The sequence below is a fragment of the Myxosarcina sp. GI1 genome, from assembly GCF_000756305.1.
In the GTDB taxonomy this organism is placed as follows: domain Bacteria; phylum Cyanobacteriota; class Cyanobacteriia; order Cyanobacteriales; family Xenococcaceae; genus Myxosarcina.
On the sequence record NZ_JRFE01000055.1, the window covers coordinates 75138 to 90826 of the forward strand.

A 15689-nucleotide genomic window follows, 5' to 3' on the forward strand; every position below is an offset into this window, starting at 1 on the left:
ATGTCAAAAACTTTTGTAGCTAGCGGTATTCTGTTGTTCTTTTGTGGTTTCCCCGCATTCGCTCAAGAAGCCATAGAGAGAGTTCCTGCCCGAAAAGCTAAAGGAATAGAAGCCAAAGTAGTTGAAATAAACATCCATCCTTACGATTCGGGTTCGACGATTGTAAATTTTCGCCCGACCCAGGAAAAAATTCGTCAGGTTAGTCTGGTCGGCTCCTCTCTATTTTTAAGTTCCGACGATCCCGAATGTTTGAGTTCTCTACCAGAAAGTGGCGGTCGTCCCTGTCAGGCGACCTTACTCTATCTCCAGCGAAAACCCGTCGAGTTGGTTCCCAAAGAGCGAAAAGTCGAGCGCACCCGCATGAGCGTCATTACCGATGAAAATATTTACGTATTCGACATAGTTTTATCCGATCGTCAACCCACTTATTCAGTAGTAGAAATTTTGGCAGAAAACAGACAATACACACCTCTAGTAAGTATCGAGCAAATTACAAACTATCGTAGGGGCTTTCAGGTTGCCGTTAGCGAACGATACCTTAACAATCCCGAACTACATAACCGTCTGCGGAACTTTATCAACTTAGTTAGAACTGAAAATACGGTTGAAGCTGCGGCGGCTAAAGCGGGAATTTCAATGAAAGTCGTCCGCAAATTAGAAGAATTGGGCAATCGCCAACCGCTACCTAATAAACTTCAAACACCATTACCCGTAGTCCAATGAGCAAACGCATCAAAATTGAAACTCACTCAGCAGCAGCTATTCCCCAGGAGTATCGAGCTTTACTAAAGCCTTTTTTTCAAACAGAAGTTCTAGCTTTAATAGCTTGTTTTGCATTTCTTATGTGCTTTAACTTATTATTGGGCAGAAATAGAAAAGGAATATTGGCAAATGCTCGTTTTAGCGGCAGACAGGAAAAGCTCAATGCCATAAAAGCGGTTCTCAAACAAAGACAAAAAAAAGATCTTGCCAAAACCGCAGTTTTTGCTGGCGAACCCCTTGATGGGTGGAAACCCCAACTAAAAGTTTGGCTGACGGGGAAGTTGCCTAGCTTGCCCCTGCCGAGTCTCAATCAACATCTTATCGCTCTGGGTTCTACAGGCTGTGGTAAGACTACTACGGTTGTCAACCGAGTCATTCAGGCAGCAATTCGCGATGGACATCCGTTAATAGTGTTCGATCCTAAAGGAGAACTAGCACAAATTAACGCTCCCTATGCCAAAGCGCACGATTATGAAGATTACTACCTCGCTCCAGGCAAACCCTACACCGATCGCTTCAACATCGTAGAGTGGATGCGGGGTCATAAAGATTCGACTCGCGCCCAGCAGATAGCTAAAACCATTCAAGCCAACGCTAAAACCGAAGGTGCTGGTAAGACCGACGACTTTTTTAGCGGTTCGGGGGAAATATTATTACGGTCTATTTTAATGTTGACTAAAGGTTCGGACTATCCCGATCTTTTAATGGCAAAACGCATTTTAGGACTTCCCGATTTGTGCGATCGCTTGCAGGCAGCTTATAAAACAGATAGGTTGAATCTTTGGATTGAAAACAGTTTCCAGCAGTTTATGACGGGTAAGGCTTCGAGCAAGCAAATTGCTGGTGTTGCTGCTACGGCAGGATTGATTTTTGACAATTTTACCCAGGAAGAATTTTTTAACGCTTTTATCGGCAAAAGTACGATCCCGATGAACTTTACGGGTAAAAAAATCTTGTTCGTGCAGCCGCCAATAGACAAAAAAGATATAGTAATGCCCGTGTTGACTACGGCAATCGAAATTTTGGTAGAAGAAAACATGAGTTTGCCAAGAACCCAACCGCTGCTGTTGATGTTAGAAGAATTTCCCCTCGGTTACTGGCGAAAAGCAGAAAAATGGATGACTTATGACCGTTCTAACGGTTTGGCTGTATTTTTAATCGCACAGTTATGGTCGCAAATACGCAAACGCTACGGACAAGATGAAGCTCTAACTATCTTAGCCAATGCCAATACTCAGATCTTTTTTAACTCAAACGATATGGAAACCGCAAAAATGTTGAGCGAACGCTGCGGACAGAAAGAAGTCATTTTCAAACAACATTCCAACTCCAACGGTAAATCGGGACATAGCCATTCTTCGTCCGAACAAAGGCAAAAAACCTCTTTAAAGTCTCCCGACGAACTTACAAAAGTTGAAGAGGCAGAATTCGTTATGTTTAACCCCGATTTTAAAGCTAGAGGTGAGGCGAGAGTGCCACTTTATATGAAGTATAAAATGCCACAAGAAATATTAGATAGAGATGAAAACATGAAACAAGTATGGACGGAATATGTCTATCCAGAAAGATGCCAGCAAGCAGCAACTTGGCATTTAGACGAAAAACAGAGAGAAGCTGCCTTAATCGAGCGGCGCGAGGCAGCCGAGAAACTTCTTCCCTTTGAAGATACATCTCTCTCTAACGATAGCGATTACGGAGTTTTAAAACGTCAACGTGAGGAGTTTGCTAGTTATGTCTGATCTAGAATTATTAGATTTGTCTGCTTGGGGACTATCTTCAAAAGCAATAGAAACTTTACGCCAAGAGCCAGAAATAATTGAATATGTAAGGCACTTACGTACCTTACCTCCTTTAAACCCAGATTTTCAACCCCAACTTTTAGAAATTAGGTTTGATGATGTTACCTATATTTGCTACGAACGGGGCAACCAATTCAATTTCATTCCCTGTTCTCCCGACCTACAACCGAGCTTTAGCGAATACAGGCTAGACGGAGAAACGATTTTATTTCACATTGGCGGAGAAATTGTTGTCGATCGCACCGTCAATCTCAATATTCAGCAAATATTTAAAACCCTTTAATAACTAAGAATTGTGTTAAGACAGCTAGAAGAATTTAAAAATGCGGGAGAAGATATCAATCAACTCCTGGGAATTATCGCTCAAAATACTAAAAAAACTATCGAGCAACTAAATAACTTACGCATTCAAAAAGGTCGTCGAGTCGTAAAGGGACAAACAGCTAGAGGTTTTAGACAAGATCTCACTTCTGAAGATGCTAAAACCCTGAAAACTTTATTGTTTCAAGCATCCGACCCCGATAAAGCACCTTTGTATGAAGATAAAATTCCCAACTATGAAATTAAGCTCGATGACGATATTCTGTTTCGCCAGGAACGAGATGGTACCGTTACCGTCAATCAAATCGAGTTAGAACCAGAACTACAAACGGAGCGTCCCTTTACATATAAAGACGCTTTTTCTCCTGAATGGGACCCTTGGATGGAACCAGAAGCAGATTTAGATTTTGATGGAGACGGATTGAGCGATACTGAAGAAATTGCTAAAGGAACAGATCCGCTAAATTCCGACACCGACAGAGATGGCATTGGAGATGCCAGCGACAGCCATCCCTATAATCTCGCACTAGAACGAGATTCTGCTCCTTCTATTAACCAAGACGATATTCCCCCTGCTATAAGAGTTGCCGAACGAGACGTAGCTAAACTACCAGAGGGTAAAACTAAGGGAATATTAAAGTCGATAGTTCGTCAACTAAGTGAAAAAGTAAAAACGCTCTCCAGCGCATTAGTTCAAAAAGTATCCAATTACCCCCAATGGAATAGAGAGCGAGAAACAGCCAATACCGCTTTAGAGCTTTTCAACCGTAACTACGAACAAAACAAACAAACTGCCTATCAAAGCGTTGACTATAACATCATTCTCAAGGGCTTGAACAACTATGAAGTTAATGACAAACGGGGAAATCGCCTAATCTCGTTTCAAAAAACTAGTATGGGCATAAAAGTAACCCAAAGCAATTTGTCTGGACGAGACTACGCTCATTTTCAACAGGCAAGACACTCTCTAAGAGAAGATCGGGGAATATTAAATGCCGAAAGCGAACGACGTTTGGCACAGCTTCAGGCTTTAGCCCCACAGAGCGATCGCGAAATAGTTTTTGCCATAAAAACCAAAGAAGTCGAAAATACTGCCAATCGCTTTCTCCACTATATGGGTACGCAAAAGTGGGATGCGGGAGAACAGGGTAACTACAATATCGAACGCCCTGGGGAACGGAATTTTAAAATTATTTCTAAAGCAGACGGTCGGGGAGTAGTATTCGAGCGACAGGGAGATAAGATAACCAACAATCTTACCGCAAAAGATTTCCAACACTTTCAAAATCTAGGCGCAACTCTAGACAATCGCCTACAGAAAATGATGCAACAACAAAAGACGCTTATCTCCCACCAACGCACTCAAAAGACTGACAGGGAAAGAGAATTAACGATTTAATATGTTAAATTTAAGACCCTATCAAAAAAAAGTTGTATCCGAGGCTTATAACTTAATACGCTTTCGCCGTAAACGTATTCTTATATTTGCCCCTACCGGTGGAGGGAAAACTATAATCGCCAGTCGTATAGTTGCCGATGCCGTAAGTCGAGGCAAAAAGATTGTTTTTGTCGTCCATCGTGAAATTTTAATCGCTCAAACTTTTGCTAAGTTTCAAAAGTTTGGCATCGACTGTGGTTTTATCAAAGCTGGCTACGAAGAAAACCGCGATGCCGCCGTACAGATTGCTTCGGTTCAAACCCTACCCAAACGTGCTTGGTGGCAAGAATACCGAGCAGATCTAATCTTGCTCGATGAATGTCACCTGACGGCATTTTCCTCTGTGGTTTTAGAAATGATGGCGCGGATATATCCCCAGGCGATATATTTAGGGTTGACCGCAACCCCCTGGCGACTGTCGGCAACGCAAGGTCTGGGAGACATTTTTGAAGATTTGATTTGCGCTCCCATGCCCGATCGATTAATCGAAGCAGGATTTTTAGTCAAGCCCAGCTACTACAGTCTCGACCGCGCCAGTCTAGAGCGGGTCGGTATTAAAAACAATGAATTTAATAGCAAGCAACTGGCAATTGCCTGTAACGATAGCCAACTAATAGAGGCTACGGTAAGAGACTGGTTGAAATTAGCTCATAATAGGCGTACTATTGCCTTTACCGTAGATGTCGAACACGCCAAAAATCTTTGTTCTGCGTTTACCGAGCGAGGTATTGCGGCAGCTTATGTAGATGGCAATACGCCTATCCAAACCAGAGAGCAAATTTACCAAAGCCTAGCGACAGGAGAAATTTTAGTTTTATCTTCCTGTGCCGCTCTTTCTGAAGGCTTTGACGTTCCTTCTGTCGAAGCAATTCTTTTGTGTCGTCCCACTCAATCTAAAGCTCTTTATTTTCAACAATTAGGTAGGGGATTGAGACTTTCTCCCGAAACGGACAAACAGGATTGTCTGATTTTAGACCAGGCTGGAAACGTTCTCCGACACGGATTTATTGAAAATTTAAGCGCAATTACTCTCACTACGGGCAACCAAAAAGGAGAGGCGCAACCACCGCCAGTTAAAGTTTGCCCTAAAGATATAGGAGGATGTGGGGTGATTCTCTACACCTTTCAAATGATTTGTCCCTCCTGCGGATATAAATTCGAGCGCGAAAAGCTGGTAGATTTTCTCAATTTGACGAGAATTTTGAGCGAAGGGGATTGGGAAAAATTAGAAATTTACCGTGCCAAGTTAAAAGAAGCCTATAAAAACTCTTATCTTCCAAGTTGGGCAGCAGTGGTTTTTAAAGATAATTTTGGTTTTTTTCCTCCCTGGGATTGGGGTAAAGGAGCAATTTTTGGCGAGCATCCGACAGAAGATGATAAAAATCAATACAAAAAATATCTGGCTTTGGTTGCTTCGCGTAAGAAGAAAGATACAGAGTGGATCGAACGTTATTTTAATTTGGAGTTTGGTTGATGTTGAATAGTAATATAGGTTTTCAATTTGACTTTCTCAGTTGGCAATTTTCCAAAATTTATCGTCCCAAGATATTACTCTTACTAATTTTCTTAGCAGGAGTAATGTCTTTTTGCGATCGCCCCAATGCTGAGAAAAAAGCGCAAATGCTAGTACTTGGTTCTCGCGGAGCCGAACCCTGGCAGTACGAATATCTTATTAAAGATTTAAACGAGGCGGTCGAACTCGCTCCCAAACTGCCCGAAACCTATGCTGCTAGGGCAAATCTTTTATTTAAGTGGAGTAATTTTCTCAGAGTAGCAGCAATCGATCGAAGTAAACACGAAAAAGCTATAGAATTTGGCTTCGATCTCAAGCAAGAGCGAGAGTATAAAGATCTGGCTCTTGGAGACTATAAAAAGTCGCTCGGAGTTCTTAAAGAGCGTGAAAATACTGAATTGGAAGTAGAAGTCTCGCAAGCCATAGACTGTTTGAAAAAAGAAAGAATCGAATCATCTTGCTACGCCCACATCAATTTTTCTCAACATAGATGACTATCAAATTTCGGATCGAGTCTCTATTCGTATTATTGGGGATTATGCTAACAATTTGTCTTCATCTTGTCGGTCAAATTGCTGTCTACGGTCAAGGAGAAGAAAGTCATGAAGAACATTACTATGTTTCCTCTCAAGAAATTCCTACTTTTACCGTAGAGCAAAATGGGCTTACGGCAGAATATCCAGATTGGAGTCAGATTACCTTTTCAAGCTTGGGAAATACTCCTAGTGGGGGTGAATTTAATTCCAATCTTTCACTAGATAGGGCTTTGGGGTATTCTCTGTCTCGTAGCTGGAGTGAAGGGGATAACCCCGCTCAGTTTATGAAACTCGGCGATTTTGAAAATTCTTCTCTAGGCAATCTAACTTTAGAACATGTGCTGGGCAATAGCATGACGGAGATAGATACGGTTCCTCTATCTGCTTTTAGACTAATTGAAAAACAAACTATTTCCGATTTGGTCGAAGCCATTCCCCAACTACAAGCTTTCAAGGTTAGAGAAGTAGAACCGATTTTGGAACTAGTTGGTTCTAGCTATGCCAATGTCGAAATTGCGATGCTAAAGAATATGGGATTGGGAGATCTTAGCTTTGATAATTTAGATTTGGAAGAGTTTTCAATCGATAGTATTCCCGAACTAACTAGTACCTCTCTATCCAATTTTAAAAAATGGCGCGATAGCTATTTAGAAGAAGTGCCTGGATTATGGGACTTACCCTTGAACTATGTATTTGAAGAAGAATTAGGAAGTAACTCAACGCAAACGACAACTTATACCGACAGTGAAACTAATGTCGAAGTAACCGTAACTCCAGGTCTAATCGGTATTGTCGATATTGCCTACGGTGCTGCTGAAAGCAGACGAGAAAATACTATTTCTGGCAGCGATGTAGAGGGATTTAACGTTCCCTGCGATCGCGAATGCGCTTATGTAGAATTAGCCGATTGGAGCTATGGCAAGCAGTGGATTAGCGGCAAGTATCAAGATGTTCGCGGCGGACATGGCATATTGGGTGCTTACAACGGCGGTAGAGAACCCACAGGTCGCCTACCTTTCGGGAATCAGTTTAAAGTTGTTGTTTGGGACGTTGACGAGTCTGAAGGTCGAGTAGATATGGTTTTGTTCTTACGAATTTGTATGGGTTGGTTGGGGTGTACGCCTTATGCTATTGGTCCGATTCCCTTTCTTACCTACCACGAAAAAGATACGATGTTTGTTGGCTTAATCGATCCTATTGATGTAGAGGTAAATCATGCCTCTATATCGACTCCAGTTCCCGTTTCTCCAACCGAGTCAACAACTTTACCTGCCATAGAAGGTGTTGACTTGATTAATCCACTAGCAGGAGCAATCGTTACTAGCGAATATGGCTACCGCAATACTGGTATTCCCAACGCCTCTACTTTTCACGCTGGCATCGACCTTGCTTATTCGTCGGGCGATTCGCGCTATCCAGGTCAAATTGTTGCTGCTGGCGATGGAATTATTACTTATGCAGGTAGGGATAATTCTGGCTGCGGCAGTTTGATTCTAATCGAACATCCTAGCGGCTTGAGAACTGGTTACTGTCACATGAGCGAAATTTACGTTCGAGCGCAGGATTTTGTCGTAGCGGGTCAGGTTATTGGATTGGTCGGTGCTGAAGGTGTTGGTTCTGGTCCTCATTTGCACTTTATGACCTATGAAAACAATCGCAAAGTCAATCCCCGTAAATACATTATTTTTTGATAGTATTAAACAATGTTACATTTATTGAAATCGATGGTAACTATTGTCGCTTCTGCTTTGTTTGCTCTTCCTACAATTTTAAAGGCAGAAGAATTAAACCCGATCGGGATTCAGCATCCGCCTCTGCCAGAAATGTATGAAGAAAAAGCAGCCTGGGCGGTCGATAACAACTATTCGATAACCTCTGTTGTCATTGCCGAAAGAGAACTACTTTTATTAGATCGCTTTATCGAGAGGGATAATCAAGGTAAGAGCTTGTTTAAAGTCGTCAATGTTTTATCACTGTCATCAATTGACAACGAAACCGAAACAATTTTGGGCGGGTTGCCCCATCTTTGTAGTATTAATGGAGAACTAGATCCCACTCTTATAGTTATTGCCCGACTCGATAGCAACAAAGAAACTCTGACCGAAATCAGCCGAGCTTGGAAAGTAGATTTAGAGAAAGAAAAATTTGATGAGATAGATCTAACTGATGTAAAAATTAGTTGCGAGAATTTTGGATATGGGATTTGAGCTATTTGCTATAGCGAACCTTATAGCGTTTCAATCTTCGTACCAGGGGTAAAACTGTTGAAATTAATGTAGATTAATGCCGTGTGTTTCATTGATCTCTACGCTTTATATAAAACGATCGAAAGCCAAACACTCTATCGCAATAAGATTCAGAACACTTTTTAGTGCAGATAACTCGATCTTCTACGCAGTAAACTTTTTTGGGTTCTAGATTACTGGTATTGTTTGGGGAAGGGGGAAAGGTTAAGGGGAAAAGGAATGGCAATTAGACGATTAAATGGGACTAAATTTAATGAGCGCGAGCGCAATTCTCTCGCTACCGTTTCTACTTTACCTACCGTCAAAGCGATGGTGGACTGTTTTGACAGATATCTTAACCTAACTATCGCTGATGGTCATGCCAGTATAGATACCATCAAAACCTACCGCAATCGAGTTCATCAATTTCTTAGTTGGTGTAAGGAGCGAGAGCTATATCCTGCCCTAATTACACAGGAGAATATCAAAGAATACCGCAAACATTTAGTCGATAGCGAGAAAACATCTCCGACAATTCGTTTGTCTTTACTGGCTATCAAGCATTTTTATACTGCTTGTTTGGCAGAAAAACTGGTTAAGGACAATCCTGTTTTCGGGGTGAAAGCACCACGGGAGAAGCGGGAAATTGGTAGCACGATTAATTATTTGAGTTTGGAAGAGTTACAACGGTTAATTGACAACATTTTACCTACCTATAAAATTCGCGGAGATAAAACCAAGCAAGTACAGGTATTGCGCGATCGCATCCTACTGGCTTGTATGGCTCTTCAGGGATGTCGTAGCATTGAAATGTTTCGAGCTAATCTAGGAGATATTAGCGAATCGTACGGTCAGCATTATCTCAAGCTAGATGGTAAGAACAGTATCAGAACTGTTGTTTTACGCCCCGATCTGGCTCGAGAAATAGTTCAGTATCGACAAACACGCAAATTAGCCAAAGAAAAGCTATCTTTAGCATCTCCATTATTTATTTCTTTATCAAATCGTCGTTACGCTCAACGTTTATCTCGAAGCGGTATCGGTCATATAGTTGATGGTTATCTTGAAAAGTGTGGCTTAAAACACAGCGATTTAGAACGAAATCTTTCTCCCCACAGTTTACGCCATACGGCAGGTACATTGAGCTTGCAAAATGGTTCTTCTTTACGGGAGGTTCAAGATTTTTTAGGGCATAGTGACCCTAAAACTACTGCCATATATACCCATGTTCTTGAGAATTCAGAAAATAACCCAGCCTCGAAAATTAAGATTGATTTTTAACTCTGTTGAATAAGTCTTTTATAGATGAGAGTGAAAAAAGTGGGGGTGCGATTCGTTGATACTCGAAAGAGCCTCTGAAAATTGTCGTCTCAAAAAGAGACAAAAGAGAGATAATCTGGTCTAAACTTCCATTTAACGGCAGGCAGCTTTTGACTTACCGACAAAGGCGCGATCGCAGCTTATATAAAAAGAGTGGATTGCTTATTCTTTAATGCCTTCTACGTACTTTGTGTCTAATCTGCAACCACATTATTATTCCCGTTATCACTAACATTAGCACGCCAAAAGCATTGAGTAGGGGATAGACAATTTCCAAATTAATTCGGCCAAACTTTCCACGGTGAAAATCTAATAGCCATAGATACTGCTCGGCTTTTCCAGTAGCAACTGCTACTTGAAACAGCGAACCAGTAATCGCAGTCAGCAGTAAGGGAAAAAACATAATTGGAGCAAACCAAAAGTGAATGTGGCGCAAACGAGCTTTATTGATTGCCATGATTGGTTTCTGTTAATACCCAGTTAGTGTATGGTTTATATATTTTACAGTTTATTTATGAAACCATTTTTTCAGGGCGAATAGTAAAAAAGGACTCGCTACCAACAACGCTAAAAGAGATTCTCCGACGATGGTTACAGGTCTTGCTGGTACCGACTGTATGGTACTTGTTTGGGGATTTGCGGTTGGGGCTGTTTCTTCTTCGGTGGGAATAGATTGTTTCTCGACAGTCTTTTGATGGTCTGAAGAACTATCTTTATCCGAAGTCATCTGCGGCATTTCTTCAGCTTTTGATTTGTCTGGAGATGATTGCGGCGCGTCTGTTGTCTGCTGCTTGTCTTGACTTTCTACCTCATTAGAATGCCCACTATGCGCTAGCAAGGATCTTGCTTTTAAGCTCCCTTCTGTCATACCCACAACAGACAGATCTACTAAAGTCGAGCTAAGTTGATTCATATTTTTTTCGCTTTTAGAAGGGATTATATTCACTAAGATGACATAAAAAAATGAAACGAGGATGAAATTGAAAAGTATACCGTCACGATGAAAACTCAAAGAGAAATGCCGTTGCTTCAGAATAACAGCCTCAAACCACCAACAAGGGCAAAGTTATCCGTACTTTCCCCCTCTTCTTCTGCGAGTTCGGCAGTGTCGCCGAATTTACGCGTCCAGTTAACTCCAACATAAGGAGCAAATTTTCGGCTAATTTCGTAACGTAGTCGCAATCCCAACTCGATGTCATTTAAACCAGAACCAACGCCAAACTCTTCTACATCTTGAATAGCAATATTTGTCTCAAATTCTGGCTGTAGAATTAATCGTTGAGTCAGAAGTAGCTGATATTCTGCTCCAAACCGAAAGGAAATATCTCCATCCTGACTGACAAATAAAGCAGTATCTAATTCAAAAAGGTAAGGAGCTAAACCCTGAATGCCAATAACTCCAGAAGCTCTTGCAGGACCTCCATCAGAACTGTACACTTGGTCATAGCGTATCCCAGCTTGTAAATCAAAGAAAGGAGCAATTAGCTTGCCGTAGAGAAGCTGTAGCTCTGCTTCCCCATCTCCAGTATCCAAACCAACATCTCCTTCAGTTTTTATCCAGAGCCTTTGGTAATCACCTCCAATCCAGCTAATCGCATCCCAATTAAAAATATCTTCTCCATCGTTAACCCGATATTCCAACTGGTCTAACAAAAGTAAATAATAAGTTTGATTATCACCTATGGGCGAAGGCCAATCTTCTCTAGGTAGCTTGGGAATATCAATATTATCGGACTGAGATAAGCGCGAGCGTTCTTCGTCAGTAAGCATCTCTACTTTTTGACCAACGGTCACAGCAGGCTCCGTCCGTTTAGGGCGGAGTAATCTGTGACTGATGTTTGTGCTTTGAGTACTAGCTTCTATGCCTAATTCTGGTTCTGCAAGTACAGCAGGCGCTAAGAAAAGAGTACTAAGAATACTTACCAATCCAACAAAGGTAGAGCGATAACCTCGATCGTTTATTCTCATAGGTAATTTGACTGGAATCCCAGCCTAAAATAAAAACATGGATAACCCTAGATAAATTGGCATGAGCCAATACTAGATTTAGAGTATAGATATTAACTAAGTTGTGCTGGTTGAGCGATCGACAACAGCCACAGTGCGGAACATACCTACCTTCATGTGATAGAGCAAGTGACAGTGAAAAGCCCAGTACCCAGGTGCATCGACATTAACATCGACCGATACTCGCTCGGCGGGTTTGACGTTCAAAGTATGTTTGCGTGGTTGGTTTAGTCCACTACCATTAACCAACTCCATCCACATACCATGTAGGTGGATCGGATGTTCCATCATCGTGTCGTTGACAAATGTAAGCCTCAATCGTTCGCCATCGAAGAAAACCATTGGCTCTTCTATCTGGGAAAATTTTTTGCCATCAAACGACCACATATATCGTTCCATGTTTCCTGTTAGATGTAGCTCCATTTCCCGTTCGGGCTTTCGCTGCTTTTGATTAGGTTTTAGACTAATTAGATCGTTATAAAGCAGTACGCGATGATTTTTAGTGTTCTGCAAACCAATACCAGGCTCATCTAATCTACTTTTTGACATCATTGCTACGCCAGAGTTACCCGCACCATGAGTATCGGCACTATGCATTACTCCTCGATTATTTGACATAGAGTTGCTGCTATTTCCCCCCATGTCCATACCTGGCATATTATGCGATGAGCTATTGCTGCCACTCGTATCCATGCCTGACATATTGTGGGAGGAGTTATTACCACCCATATCCATGCCTGACATATTGTGAGAAGAGTTATTACCACCCATATCCATACCTGACATATTGTGAGAAGAGTTATTACTTCCCATGTTCATACCTGACATATCGTGAGAGGAATTGTTTCCACTCATGTCCATGCCTGACATATCGCCAGCCATTCCCATATCTGCCATAGTGCGTATGGGGCGTGTTCGCTGTTTGGGAATTGCTGCGCTCATCCCCTGACGAGGTGCGAGAGTTCCCCGCGCATAGCCACTGCGATCCATAGTTTCGGCAAAAACTGTATATGCTGTATTTTCCTGAAGTTCGACAATAACATCGTAAGTTTCAGCCGTAGCAATGCGAAATTCATCTACATCAACAGGCATAATATTTTGACCGTCGGCTTGAACTACAGTCATTTTCAGCCCAGGTATGCGGATGTCGAAAAAGGTCATTGCCGAACCATTAATAAACCGCAAGCGAACTTTTTCACCTGGTTTGAAAAGCCCAGTCCAGTTGGCATCTGATGCCATGCCGTTCATTAAATAGGTGTAAGTAGCACCAGTAACATCAGCAATGTCGGTAGGGTCCATCCGCATTCGATTCCAAGCCAAGTTTTTAGCAAGCTGCCCTATAGTCGGTCTTTGGTAATTGTAGTAAGGGCTAAATTTTTTAAGGTTGGCAAGAACTTCATAGGGATCTTCAAAAGTCCAGTCTGACAGCAACACTACATAATCGCGATCGTATTCAAAGGGTTCTGGTTCGATAGGATCGATGATTATAGGACCATAGTGACCCAACTGCTCTTGTAGTCCACTATGGCTGTGATACCAATAAGTACCGCTTTGTTTGACTGGGAAGCGATAGGTAAAAGTCTCTCCAGGCTTAATGCCAGCGTAACTAATTCCAGGAACTCCATCCATTTCTCGTGGGACGATGAGTCCGTGCCAGTGAAGTGATGTGTCTTCGTCGAGATTGTTTGTCACTTGTATTGTTGCAGTTTGCCCTTCTCTCAGACGTACTAAAGGTCCTGGGATCGAACCGTTAACTGTTAAAGTAGAGGCATTTTTGCTGGCAATCGGCAGCTTGGTTTGTTGAATTTGCAAGTCAATGAGATCGGAATACTTACCTTTATTTCTAGGTTCGTTTGCTGTGACTACTTGTTTGGCATATGCGGGTATGAGGCTATCGAGTCCCAAGGCTATGCTCATTCCAGCAGTGAAGCGGAGAAAATTTCGTCTATTCAGTGTACTGGATTTATTTTTCATTAGTGTTATGAATCCATCACGCAAGCTAGTAAAGTGTTCGAGAAAACTTAAATTTTGACTTTATATCCAATCTATACTTTGTCGCATTTTGTCGTTTACCCATCTATGTGACATGGTAGACGGGATAACGTAATATCTTGCAGGCAAGCTGTTTACTCATCTGACGTTGGCGAATCGTTCTGTCTTGGCATTTGCCGTTCGTCAGAGTTCATCATTTCGTGATTCATATTCATTTCGGAGTTATCGGGACATTTTTTCATTGACATTTGGTGTTCCTCAGAACCCATTTGCTCTTGATTCATATTCATCTCAGAGTTATCAGAACATTCTGGCATCGGCATTTGTTGTCCATCAGAATTCATCATCTGTTCGTGATTCATTTGAGAATTACCATCATGTTGTTCGGCAGTGGCAGCGCGGTTGTTAATACTAATAGTTAAAGCTGTCATCGCTGCAATTACTGTTAGACTTCTAAAAACTTTTGAAGACATACTCATAGTTTTACTTCCAAAAAGCTGTAAAAATTTGTTATCAATCTTTGAGTATATACCGAAAAAATTAAATCAGGATGAAATCGACAAACTCGATTTRTTTTAAATATKTRATATACAAAAYATTACATTATTTTATTGCAWTTAAGGTTGAAGTAAAAACTCTATTAATTTTGWCAATATCATCTYRATTTCATATTTATATGTCATCCTATCTTCAAAGGATATCYATAACAGACGTTATTTGTATCCTTACACCAAAGAGATAAGCTTCTGAATTCTCAAGTGTTAGTGCCAAAATGCCTTGAAAATTTAGAAGCTTTTTTTGTTTTGTTTCAATAAAACTATATAAAAATATTTATTTTGTAAATTAGAACAAAATCTATCTTTTGACATAAAAGTCTTATATAAACAGTGTCGGTAGAGATATAAAATAGTTCCTAAACCTTTTATAACATCGTTAGATTTAAAAATGTCATTCTAATTTCATTTTTATATGACAACTTTAAATATAGAAACTGTAATTAGATGAGGTATAAACTTTGCAGAATAAATACTTATTTAAGACGTGTTAGCAATATTCGTTTTTAGTAAGACTTTTTCTTTATAGTTAACTTCTTTTAAGAGTTTCTCAAGCAAATTGGAGGTTTTAAAATGTATAGATCGTTCATCAAATTTTCGTTGAGTACCAGTGTTTTGATGCTAGGTACATTATTGCCTATTTCTTTAAACACGGTATCGGCTTCAGCAGTAGAAATGACTGACGGACAAACTGTTTTTAGCCGCGCTCCGCGTTTGGTTCGAGCTGCTGCCACTTACAATAGGAGAAGGAATCCCTTTGCTGCCTATCAATTCACGATAGAAGTGCCCGAAGATGGAAAACAAGCCCTTAGAGCAGTGAAGATCGAACAAAAAAGAGATATTAATACTGTGGAATTTAAAGGTAGTAAAAGTAGTGCCTTTTATGGCGATAGCTTGGCTGGAGGCTCTCCTGTATCTCTGGCTGCTGTTGGAGGAGAATCACAACCTGGAGAAATTACCGTCGAATTCGAGCAGCCGATAGAGCCTGGCAATACGGTAACGGTATCGGTCAAACCCAGAAGAAATCCCTTTGTAGCTGGAGTATATCAATTTGGCATTACTGCCTACCCTGCTGGTGAAAACAGTCAGGGAATGTATCTCGGTTCTCGTCGTATCAACATTTACGAATAAACTGAGTGAAATTTTGGAGATGGGGTTTGTCTGGGTGCGATTCATTGATGTCGGGAACTTCTAATTCCAGGACAAGACCTGGGAATTAAGC

The 15689-nt window shown here is 41.1% G+C and carries 15 protein-coding genes; 10 read left to right on the forward strand and 5 right to left on the reverse strand.

The annotated features are described in order from the left end of the window. The 9 genes from KV40_RS28340 (at position 1) to KV40_RS28385 (ending at position 9875) form a co-directional block, all read left to right on the forward strand. A complete protein-coding gene (locus tag KV40_RS28340; RefSeq protein ID WP_036488302.1) occupies positions 1–723 on the forward strand; it encodes a hypothetical protein in 723 nt (240 codons plus the stop codon). After that, positions 720–2501 (forward strand): type IV secretory system conjugative DNA transfer family protein, encoded by a 1782-nt coding sequence (locus tag KV40_RS28345; protein WP_036488303.1) that lies wholly within the window; start codon positions 720–722, stop codon positions 2499–2501. Before KV40_RS28340 ends, KV40_RS28345 begins: the two co-directional genes overlap by 4 nt. Beyond that, positions 2494–2844, forward strand: coding sequence for a hypothetical protein (locus KV40_RS28350; RefSeq protein WP_036488304.1), 351 nt, complete (start codon positions 2494–2496; stop codon positions 2842–2844). The genes KV40_RS28345 and KV40_RS28350 overlap by 8 nt, the downstream gene beginning before the upstream one ends. Positions 2845–2856: 12 nt before the next feature. After that, the gene (locus KV40_RS28355; RefSeq protein ID WP_036488305.1) at positions 2857–4281 is read left to right on the forward strand and encodes a thrombospondin type 3 repeat-containing protein; all 1425 of its coding nucleotides are present in this window, start codon (positions 2857–2859) and stop codon (positions 4279–4281) included. A gap of 1 nt (position 4282) precedes the next feature. Further along, complete coding sequence (locus KV40_RS28360; protein WP_036488307.1) at positions 4283–5794, forward strand: DEAD/DEAH box helicase; 1512 nt, start codon at positions 4283–4285, stop codon at positions 5792–5794. Then, positions 5794–6327 (forward strand): hypothetical protein, encoded by a 534-nt coding sequence (locus KV40_RS28365; RefSeq protein ID WP_036488308.1) that lies wholly within the window; start codon positions 5794–5796, stop codon positions 6325–6327. The genes KV40_RS28360 and KV40_RS28365 overlap by 1 nt, the downstream gene beginning before the upstream one ends. Beyond that, positions 6324–8060 (forward strand): M23 family metallopeptidase, encoded by a 1737-nt coding sequence (locus KV40_RS28370; protein ID WP_081942962.1) that lies wholly within the window; start codon positions 6324–6326, stop codon positions 8058–8060. The genes KV40_RS28365 and KV40_RS28370 overlap by 4 nt, the downstream gene beginning before the upstream one ends. 12 nt (positions 8061–8072) lie before the next feature. Then, the gene (locus tag KV40_RS28380) at positions 8073–8576 is read left to right on the forward strand and encodes a hypothetical protein (protein ID WP_156114229.1); all 504 of its coding nucleotides are present in this window, start codon (positions 8073–8075) and stop codon (positions 8574–8576) included. A gap of 258 nt (positions 8577–8834) precedes the next feature. Beyond that, entirely contained in the window at positions 8835–9875 is a 1041-nt protein-coding gene (locus KV40_RS28385) for a tyrosine-type recombinase/integrase (RefSeq protein WP_052056037.1), read from the forward strand. A gap of 208 nt (positions 9876–10083) precedes the next feature. Here the strand turns inward: KV40_RS28385 and KV40_RS28390 are convergent, their stop codons facing one another. The 5 genes from KV40_RS28390 to KV40_RS28410 all read right to left on the reverse strand — a co-directional run bounded on the left by KV40_RS28390 (position 10084) and on the right by KV40_RS28410 (position 14386). Further along, positions 10084–10371: a hypothetical protein gene (locus KV40_RS28390; RefSeq protein ID WP_036488311.1), complete on the reverse strand. Its 288-nt coding sequence runs from the start codon at positions 10369–10371 to the stop codon at positions 10084–10086. Positions 10372–10422: 51 nt separating this feature from the next. Next, positions 10423–10827: a hypothetical protein gene (locus tag KV40_RS28395; protein WP_036488312.1), complete on the reverse strand. Its 405-nt coding sequence runs from the start codon at positions 10825–10827 to the stop codon at positions 10423–10425. Positions 10828–10943: 116 nt separating this feature from the next. After that, a complete protein-coding gene (locus KV40_RS28400) occupies positions 10944–11882 on the reverse strand; it encodes a copper resistance protein B (protein WP_036488316.1) in 939 nt (312 codons plus the stop codon). Positions 11883–11978: 96 nt separating this feature from the next. Next, positions 11979–13895 carry a copper resistance system multicopper oxidase gene (locus KV40_RS28405; RefSeq protein ID WP_036488318.1) on the reverse strand — a complete coding sequence of 639 codons (1917 nt, stop codon included), beginning with the start codon at positions 13893–13895 and terminating at the stop codon, positions 11979–11981. Positions 13896–14047: 152 nt separating this feature from the next. Beyond that, positions 14048–14386 (reverse strand): hypothetical protein, encoded by a 339-nt coding sequence (locus tag KV40_RS28410; protein WP_253274409.1) that lies wholly within the window; start codon positions 14384–14386, stop codon positions 14048–14050. A gap of 699 nt (positions 14387–15085) precedes the next feature. Here KV40_RS28410 and KV40_RS28415 point away from each other — a divergent pair. Continuing rightward, positions 15086–15598, forward strand: coding sequence for a DUF2808 domain-containing protein (locus KV40_RS28415; RefSeq protein ID WP_253274410.1), 513 nt, complete (start codon positions 15086–15088; stop codon positions 15596–15598). The last annotated feature ends 91 nt before the right edge of the window (positions 15599–15689 follow it).

Excerpts from the sequence above, each read along its gene's own strand:
- KV40_RS28340 (WP_036488302.1), top strand. The coding sequence starts at position 1 with ATGTCAAAAACTTTTGTAGCTAGCGGTATTCTGTTGTTCTTTTGTGGT.
- KV40_RS28345 (WP_036488303.1), top strand. The coding sequence starts at position 720 with ATGAGCAAACGCATCAAAATTGAAACTCACTCAGCAGCAGCTATTCCC.
- KV40_RS28350 (WP_036488304.1), top strand. The coding sequence starts at position 2,494 with ATGTCTGATCTAGAATTATTAGATTTGTCTGCTTGGGGACTATCTTCA.
- KV40_RS28360 (WP_036488307.1), top strand. The coding sequence starts at position 4,283 with ATGTTAAATTTAAGACCCTATCAAAAAAAAGTTGTATCCGAGGCTTAT.
- KV40_RS28365 (WP_036488308.1), top strand. The coding sequence starts at position 5,794 with ATGTTGAATAGTAATATAGGTTTTCAATTTGACTTTCTCAGTTGGCAA.
- KV40_RS28370 (WP_081942962.1), top strand. The coding sequence starts at position 6,324 with ATGACTATCAAATTTCGGATCGAGTCTCTATTCGTATTATTGGGGATT.
- KV40_RS28380 (WP_156114229.1), top strand. The coding sequence starts at position 8,073 with ATGTTACATTTATTGAAATCGATGGTAACTATTGTCGCTTCTGCTTTG.
- KV40_RS28385 (WP_052056037.1), top strand. The coding sequence starts at position 8,835 with ATGGCAATTAGACGATTAAATGGGACTAAATTTAATGAGCGCGAGCGC.
- KV40_RS28390 (WP_036488311.1), bottom strand. The coding sequence starts at position 10,371 with ATGGCAATCAATAAAGCTCGTTTGCGCCACATTCACTTTTGGTTTGCT.
- KV40_RS28395 (WP_036488312.1), bottom strand. The coding sequence starts at position 10,827 with ATGAATCAACTTAGCTCGACTTTAGTAGATCTGTCTGTTGTGGGTATG.
- KV40_RS28400 (WP_036488316.1), bottom strand. The coding sequence starts at position 11,882 with ATGAGAATAAACGATCGAGGTTATCGCTCTACCTTTGTTGGATTGGTA.
- KV40_RS28405 (WP_036488318.1), bottom strand. The coding sequence starts at position 13,895 with ATGAAAAATAAATCCAGTACACTGAATAGACGAAATTTTCTCCGCTTC.
- KV40_RS28410 (WP_253274409.1), bottom strand. The coding sequence starts at position 14,386 with ATGTCTTCAAAAGTTTTTAGAAGTCTAACAGTAATTGCAGCGATGACA.
- KV40_RS28415 (WP_253274410.1), top strand. The coding sequence starts at position 15,086 with ATGCTAGGTACATTATTGCCTATTTCTTTAAACACGGTATCGGCTTCA.